Genomic DNA, 7,377 nt, shown 5'->3' with positions numbered 1-7,377 from the left:
ATTCAGGCGGGAGAGGTGGCGCTGGACAGACAGCAGGGCGCCCACCAGGCCCAGGCTGGCGGACAGGGCCAGCAGGCCGGCGGTGCCGAGCGGGTCGAGCGGCGCGAGCTGGAATTCGGAGGCGTACAGCCTTGCAAATTCAGCAATGGCACGGTTCAGCGGCTGCAGGGCCAGCGCCACGCCACCGAGCGCCACGCCGCCGGCGCACAGGCCGAGCAGGGCGCCGGTGTAATAGAAGGGGCGGTGGATAAAGCTGTCGGTCGCGCCGATCAGCTTGGACACCAGGATTTCCTCGCGCTGGGTCAGCACCTGCAGGCGGATGGTATTGAACACCACGGCCACCACCACGGTGCCGAGGGTGGCGGCCAGCAGCAGCAGGGCCAGGCGCAACACGCCCAGCAGGGCGGCCAGGCGCTTGACCCAGGCCGAATCCACTTGCACCGTATCAACGCCCGGCAGGGCGCGCATCTGCTCGGCAATGGTATCGATCTTGCCGCTTTCCGCCGCATTCTGGAAGGCGCTCAGCTTGATGACATAGCTGTCCGGCAGCGGATTCTCGCCCAGCGTGGCCAGCACGTCGGACAGGCCGCTCTTTGCGTGCAGCTGTTCCAGCGCCTTTTCGCGCGGCACGAAGATGATCTTGGCCTGTGGTGCAATGCCGCGCAGCGAGGAAGCCAGGCCGACCGCCTGCTCGCGCGGGGCATCGGCCTGCACGAAGACGCTCAGTTCTGGCTCGACAGCCATCTGTTCCGACATCGGCCGTACATTGTCGAGCAAGGTCACGCCCATGAAGGGCAGGGCCAGCGCAATCGCGACTACCAGGATATTAAACAGGAAGGAGCCCGGTGCGCGGCGCACATGCACCAGCGCGGCGCCGAGGGCGAACAGGTGGTGGCGCAGCCAGGTATTCATGCGGCCTCCTTCATCAGTTCGCCTCGTTCGAGGTGGATTACGCGCGCAGCGGCGTCCAGGATCTGCTCATCGTGGGAGGAGATCAGGCAAGTCACGCCCACCGAATGGAAGGCGTGCAGCGCGTCGATCACCTTGCTGGCGCTGGCGCGGTCCAGGTTGGCAGTCGGTTCGTCGGCCAGGATGATTTGCGGGCGGTTGACGATGGCGCGCGCGATCGAGACGCGCTGCTGTTCGCCGCCGGACAGGGCCAGCGGCTGGGCGTCGGCACGGTCGAGCAGGCCGACCTTGTCAAGTGCGGCGCGCGCACGCTGCTCGGCGGCGGCGCGCGGGGAGCCGGTCACCAGCAGCGGCATCATCACATTGGCCAGCACGCTGCGGTCGTTCAGCAGGCGCTGTTCCTGGAAGATCAGGCCCAGGTTGCGGCGCAGGAAGGGGATGCCGGCGCGCTTCAGGGCGCCAATGTCCTGGCCATTGACCAGCACCTTGCCGGAAGTCGGGCGCTCCATGGCGGCGATCATCTTCAGCAGGGTCGATTTGCCGGCGCCCGAAGGGCCGGCCAGGTAGACCAGCTCGCCTTTGGCAATAGTGAAGGAAATGTCGCGCAGGGCGACACCGTCGGGGGAGTATTGTTTGCTGACGTGCTGGAATTCGATCATGTAGGCCGATTAAGCGAGCAGGGCTTCAACAAATTCAGCCGCGTTGAACGGCTGCAGGTCTTCAATCTTTTCACCGATGCCGATGAAGTACACCGGCACCGGACGGACGCGCGCGATGGCGGCCAGGATGCCGCCCTTGGCGGTACCGTCCAGCTTGGTAATGATCAGGCCGGACAGCTGCAGGGCGTCGTCGAAGGCCTTCACCTGGGCCAGTGCATTCTGGCCGGTGTTGCCGTCGATCACCAGCAGGGTTTCGTGCGGTGCGCCTTCCATGCCCTTGCCGATCACGCGCTTGACCTTCTTCAGCTCTTCCATCAGGTGCAGCTGGGTCGGCAGGCGGCCGGCGGTGTCGATCATGACGACATTGGTGCCGCGCGCCTTGCCGGACTGCACCGCGTCAAACGACACGGCGGCCGGGTCGCCGGATTCCTGCGAGATCACGGTGACGTTGTTGCGTTGGCCCCACACCATCAGCTGTTCGCGGGCGGCGGCGCGGAAGGTGTCGCCGGCGGCCAGCAGCACGGACTGGCCGTGGGCTTGCATGTGCTTGGCCAGCTTGCCGATGGTGGTGGTCTTGCCGGCGCCGTTGACGCCGGAAATCATCATCACCAGCGGCTGGTGGCGGCCCAGCTCGAACGGTTTTTGCAGCGGGGTCAGCAGTTCGACCAGTAGCTGCTTCAGCGCTTCCTTGACGGCGGCGGCATCGAGCAGCTTGTCTTCCTTGACCTTGCGCTTGAGTGCGTCCAGCAGGTATTGGGTGGCGTCGACGCCGGCGTCGGACATCAGCAGCGCCGCTTCCAGCTCCTCATACAGGTCGTCGTCGATCTTGGCGCCGACGAACAGGACGGACAGGTTGGCGGAAGTCTTCGACAAGCCTGCCTTCAGGCGGCTCATCCAGCTTTGCTTGGGTTCCGGCTTGACGGCGGTCTCGACTTCATACGCCAGCGGTGCTGCAGGCTCGGCCTCAGCCGGGGCTACTGGGGCGGCAGGCGCGGGAGCAGGGGCGGGTGCCACTTCCGGCGCGACTGGTTTCTTCTTGAAAAAACTGAACATGGACAGGTTGGCAGAGGGTCCTTCAATCGAACCGCGTATTCTACCAGAGCCTAGGTGGCGGCCTGCCGCTGGCGCTGGCGCCATTCGGCCACGGCGCTGCTGATGCCGGCCAGTTCGCATACGTGGACATAGCCGGGCGGGCGTTTGCGCAGGGCGGCGTTGGAGCCGCCGGCCCACAGTTCGGTGCTCTCGGGCAGGCGGGCATGCAGCTCCGCCAGGCTGTCGCTCACATGGCGCGGGTTCATGGTGGTGGAGAACGACAGGGCCACGATATCGGCCTGCTTGGCGCGTGCAGCTTCCACGATGTCGGGCACCGGGGTTTGTACGCCTAGCGAAATGCAATGCGCTCCCTCGGCGGCAAACAGCGCTTCCGCCATCAGCAGGCCCAGGCCATGGCGTTCCTGCGGCAGGGTGGTCAGCAGCACGCGCGGGCGCGGCGAACCGTTGCTGTGGTTGACCTGCGGCACCGAGAAAATGGCGCCGCGCAGCACGATCTGCACCGATTCGGTGAACAAATGCTCTTCAAATACCGCGAACTGGCCGCAAGCCCAGGCATCGCCCACATGGGTGATCAGCGGCGCCACCAGGTCGATGACGAAGTTTTTCATGCCCATGACCAGCATGGCTTGCGTCAGCTTGCGGCGGAAGGCTTCCATCTGGTGGCTCTTGCACAATTCCAGATAGGTCTGCAGTTCGGGATGCGGGCGGGCCGGCTCGGACTTCTTTCCGGCCGTGGTTTTCTGCGCCAGGGCCTGCAACTCGTCGGAGCTATAGCCGATGACTTTGCCAGGACGATACCCCAGATCAATCAATCTCTTGATCAATCTCAATTTAATTACCTGGTCGCTTGGGTAGACTCGCTCACCGAACGTGTCACGTTCAGGGCGGGGAAAGTCGTAACGGCGCTCCCAGACTCGCAAAGTCTCCTTTGCCAGACCGGTATCCCGCTCCACATCACTGATTGTGGAAGGAATTGTTAAAGAAATCGCACTCGTTTTCATTCGCCGACAGCGCCCCCAGATTGATACGCGATCTGCATTCTAACGCCGAATTTCGACACAAAGTTGCACGCAGGGCAGGTCGCTTTCACTCTGAAACAGGGGTGGAAACTGCTTGTCCATGACACATGGTTGGCGCTTTCAGTTTAGCCTCCAAAAGAACCAAAAGTGTGAAATGTGTCCTGAACAAAATAAATGCAAGATTGATGAAATTTTATTTGGCCGCAGTGTGGTATTTACCGTTATCTTGCAATACGTATTACTACGTGCTTAGCAGGAAATATTGAGTTCATATAAAATGACCCGCAACCAATGCCGTAGAGCACTGGTGATCGATAACAAAGAAAAGGAAGAAGCACATCATGAAGAAGACCTTGATTTCCCTCGCGATCCTCGCTGTAAGCAGCACCGCCTACGCGCAATCCAGCGTGACCATTTACGGCATCATGGATGCCGGCTTCGTCGCTGAACACGGCGGCAAAGGCGGTAACGTCAACAAACTTTCGGCTGGTGTGGCAAATGCTTCCCGCATCGGCTTCCGCGGCACCGAAGATCTCGGTAGCGGCCTGTCCGCAGTCTTCCTGCTGGAAACCGGTATCAAAGGCGATACCGGTGAGCTGGACAACACCAACAACACCCTGTTCAACCGCCAGGCCTACGTTGGCCTGTCGTCGAAGACTGCCGGCACCCTGACCCTGGGCCGCCAGTACACCCCTTGGTACAACGCCTTCGTGCAAGTGGGCGACCCGTTCCAGGCTGGCCTGTCCGGTTCGGCCAAGAACCTGTTCCCAGCCAACGGCATCAACGTGCGCAACGGCAATTCCGTGGTCTACAAATCGCCTGACATCAACGGCGTAACCGCGGAAGCGTTCTACGGCTTCGGCGAACAGAAGGAATCCTCGACCGGCCGCCAGCTGGGCGTCTCGCTGGGCTACCAGAACGGCCCGCTGAACGCGCGCCTGGCCTACAACCACCGCAACAACGACAGCGTCGCCAACAACGTCGTGACCGACCGCCAGGGCGGCCACAACACCCTGCTGGCCGTGAACTATGACTTCAAGGTCGCCAAAGCCTACTTCATGTACGGTGACAACAAAGGCCTGAACAGCTCGCCTCTGCCAAACGCTACCGCGTACACCGCCGCAGCCGTGGCTGCCTCGACCGACAACAGCACCTGGCTGCTGGGTGCAAGCGTGCCGGTGTCGGCAGCTGGTTCCCTGGTCGCTTCCTGGTCGTCGGTGAATGACAAGAACGCCGCCAACCACGACGCTGACCAGTACGCGATCGGCTACCTGCACTCGCTGTCCAAGCGCACCACCCTGTACACCTCGTACGGCAAGATCAAGAACAAGAACGGCGCCTCCTACACCGTTGGCAACAACGCTGAAGCAGGTACCGGTGACTCCGCCTACAACGTCGGCATCCGTCACACCTTCTGATCGCTTCCAGTTCCTGGTTGAAACGGCTGCCTGTGGCGGCCGTTTTTTTTTACAATGTGGATATGAAAACTACGCACCTGCTGCTGATCGCCCTGGCCGCCACCCTGCCGAACGCCGGCGCCGCCAACAAACCCGGCGGTGCCTTGCCGCGCCACGGCATGCTGGTGTATTCCGACCTGTGCGTGCATGAAGGCAGCGGCGAGTACGGCGGGCAGCGCATTACGCTGCAGCGCTTTGCTGAAGTCGACACGGTGATTTATGAATACACGGCAGGCGGCCTGAGCTGGCCGCTGGTGGCGACCGACGTCAACGTCGACCCGCGCGGCAAGATGATGTACTTCACTGTGCAGGAAGGGGAGGAGGAGCGCACCATCAGCGGCAAGTTCTCGCCCGACGGCACGACGCTGACCCTGGATGGCGGCTATTGCGAAGACCATTCACAACCGATGGTGCTGGCCAAAGTGCGCGACTTTGCCCGCAAACCCCGCGCCTGCAAGACTTGCCCCGCGCCGAAGCGGCGGGGCGCGGAGTGATTACTTGCCGGCGGCGATGGCCTGCTGGCGCATGGTTTCCAGCGTGGCGCCTGGGGTGATCAGGTTGCCGTCGTAGCGCAGCTCGATGATGGCTGGCAGCGACTGCTCGCGGGTGAAGGCGAGGGCGCGCTGCAGGGCCGGGCCGAATTCTTCGGTGGCCGACACGGTTTCGCCATGGCCGCCAAAGGCGCGTGCCACGGCGGCGAAGTCCGGGTTGTGCAGGGTGGTGCCGGATACGCGGCCCGGGTATTCACGCTCCTGGTGCATGCGGATGGTGCCGAACATCTGGTTGTTGAATACGATGATGACCACGCCGGCCTTGTACTGCACGGCGGTGGCCAGTTCCTGGCCGTTCATCAGGTATTCGCCGTCGCCGGCAAAGGTCACCACGGTGCGTGCCGGGTCGATGATCTTGGCGGCCACGCCGGACGGTACCGAGTAGCCCATGGCGCCGCTGGTCGGGGCCAGCTGGGTGCGCATGCCACCGTATGGCCAGTAGCGGTGCGCCCAGGTGGCGTAGTTGCCGGCGCCGTTGGTGATGATGGTGTCGGCCGGGCACTGGGCTTTCAGCTGCTGCACCACTTGCCACAGGTTCAAAGGCGCGTTGTTGTCGGCGAAGACGGTCGGCTCCTTCTGCCAGGCGTCGTATTCGGCGCGCGCTTGCGCCACCGTCTCGCGCCAGGCGCCGGCGTCGACCGGCTCCATGGCGGCCAGCATCGCTGCGGCCTGCGGCATGCCGGAGGCGATCATCAGTTCGCCCTGGTAGACGCTGCCCAGTTCTTCCGGGCTGGCGTGGATGTGCACCAGGCGCTGCGCCGGCACCGGCGAGGCGATGATGGAGTAGCCGCTGGTGGTCATCTCACCCAGGCGCGGGCCGATGGCGACCAGCACGTCGGCTTCCTTCACGCGGGCGGCCAGCTTTGGATTGATGCCGATGCCGACGTCGCCGATGTAGTTCGGGTGCGTGTTGTCCAGCAGGTCCTGGAAGCGGAAGGCGCAGCCGACCGGCAGGTGGTTGGCTTCGGCCCAGCGCTGGATGTCGGCGCTGGCCTGCGCGTTCCAACCACCGCCGCCCAGCAGCACCATCGGGCGCTTGGCTTCGGACAGCATCTGGCGCAGCTGCGCGATCTGCGGCGCGGAAGGCGAACCTTGCGTCGGCACATAGGCGCGGGTATCGGCCACGGTGGCCTTGGCGGTCAGCATGTCTTCCGGCAGGGCCAGCACGACCGGGCCTGGACGGCCGCTGGTGGCGACCTGGTAGGCGCGGGCAATGTATTCAGGAATGCGGTCGGCGCGGTCGATCTGGGCCACCCACTTGGCCATCTGGCCGAACATGCGGCGGTAGTCGACTTCCTGGAAGGCTTCGCGGTCCATGAAATCGCTGCCGACCTGGCCGATGAACAGGATCATCGGGGTCGAGTCCTGGAAGGCGGTATGCACGCCGATCGAGGCATTGGTGGCGCCCGGGCCGCGGGTCACGAAGCAGATGCCTGGCTTGCCGGTCATCTTGCCGTAAGCGTCGGCCATGAAGGCTGCGCCGCCCTCCTGGCGGTTGATGATGAAGCGGATGCCGGATTCGTGCAGGGCGTCCAGCACGTCCAGGTAGCTTTCGCCCGGCACGCCAAAGGCGGTATCGGTGCCGTGGACTTTCAGCGCATCGACCAGGATCTGGCCGCCGGAACGAGGGGTTTGCGTCATGGTACTTGCCTTCTTATACATGGATTTGGCATTCTATGCCTCCCCTAGGGAAATAGCTTTCCGATTTGCGACACCAAATTTGGTAGAA

At 63.3% G+C, this 7,377-nt stretch carries 7 protein-coding genes; 2 read left to right on the top strand and 5 right to left on the bottom strand.

Going from position 1 to position 7,377, the window contains the following annotated elements:
- From ftsX to AAHE99_RS24880, 4 genes are all read right to left on the bottom strand, one after another.
- Nucleotides 1-912 (bottom strand): permease-like cell division protein FtsX (gene ftsX, locus AAHE99_RS24895; protein WP_342120512.1); only part of this gene is annotated, 912 nt, incomplete at its 3' end.
- Nucleotides 909-1,568, bottom strand: coding sequence for a cell division ATP-binding protein FtsE (locus AAHE99_RS24890; protein ID WP_342120510.1), 660 nt, complete (start codon nucleotides 1,566-1,568; stop codon nucleotides 909-911). The genes ftsX and AAHE99_RS24890, both read right to left, overlap by 4 nt.
- 9 nt (nucleotides 1,569-1,577) lie before the next feature.
- Nucleotides 1,578-2,621 carry a signal recognition particle-docking protein FtsY gene (gene ftsY / locus AAHE99_RS24885; protein ID WP_342120508.1) on the bottom strand — a complete coding sequence of 348 codons (1,044 nt, stop codon included), beginning with the start codon at nucleotides 2,619-2,621 and terminating at the stop codon, nucleotides 1,578-1,580.
- Nucleotides 2,622-2,671: 50 nt separating this feature from the next.
- Nucleotides 2,672-3,622 carry a MerR family transcriptional regulator gene (locus AAHE99_RS24880; RefSeq protein WP_342120506.1) on the bottom strand — a complete coding sequence of 317 codons (951 nt, stop codon included), beginning with the start codon at nucleotides 3,620-3,622 and terminating at the stop codon, nucleotides 2,672-2,674.
- Between the two features lie 359 nt (nucleotides 3,623-3,981).
- Here AAHE99_RS24880 and AAHE99_RS24875 point away from each other — a divergent pair, with 359 nt between their 5' ends.
- Both AAHE99_RS24875 and AAHE99_RS24870 read left to right on the top strand, forming a co-directional pair.
- Nucleotides 3,982-5,058, top strand: coding sequence for a porin (locus tag AAHE99_RS24875; protein ID WP_342120504.1), 1,077 nt, complete (start codon nucleotides 3,982-3,984; stop codon nucleotides 5,056-5,058).
- Between the two features lie 62 nt (nucleotides 5,059-5,120).
- Nucleotides 5,121-5,591, top strand: coding sequence for a hypothetical protein (locus AAHE99_RS24870; RefSeq protein ID WP_342120501.1), 471 nt, complete (start codon nucleotides 5,121-5,123; stop codon nucleotides 5,589-5,591).
- Here AAHE99_RS24870 and AAHE99_RS24865 read toward each other — a convergent pair whose 3' ends face one another.
- Nucleotides 5,592-7,289, bottom strand: coding sequence for a thiamine pyrophosphate-binding protein (locus tag AAHE99_RS24865; protein WP_342120498.1), 1,698 nt, complete (start codon nucleotides 7,287-7,289; stop codon nucleotides 5,592-5,594).
- Between the last annotated feature and the right edge of the window lie 88 nt (nucleotides 7,290-7,377).

The sequence above is a fragment of the Pseudoduganella sp. OTU4001 genome (assembly GCF_038440195.1).
Taxonomy (GTDB): domain Bacteria; phylum Pseudomonadota; class Gammaproteobacteria; order Burkholderiales; family Burkholderiaceae_D; genus Rugamonas.
This window is presented reverse-complemented; position numbering and strand designations above follow the sequence as displayed.

Coding starts and splice junctions, on each gene's coding strand:
- AAHE99_RS24880 (WP_342120506.1), bottom strand. CDS start 3,622: ATGAAAACGAGTGCGATTTCTTTAACAATTCCTTCCACAATCAGTGAT.
- AAHE99_RS24870 (WP_342120501.1), top strand. CDS start 5,121: ATGAAAACTACGCACCTGCTGCTGATCGCCCTGGCCGCCACCCTGCCG.
- ftsY (WP_342120508.1), bottom strand. CDS start 2,621: ATGTTCAGTTTTTTCAAGAAGAAACCAGTCGCGCCGGAAGTGGCACCC.
- AAHE99_RS24875 (WP_342120504.1), top strand. CDS start 3,982: ATGAAGAAGACCTTGATTTCCCTCGCGATCCTCGCTGTAAGCAGCACC.
- AAHE99_RS24890 (WP_342120510.1), bottom strand. CDS start 1,568: ATGATCGAATTCCAGCACGTCAGCAAACAATACTCCCCCGACGGTGTC.
- AAHE99_RS24865 (WP_342120498.1), bottom strand. CDS start 7,289: ATGACGCAAACCCCTCGTTCCGGCGGCCAGATCCTGGTCGATGCGCTG.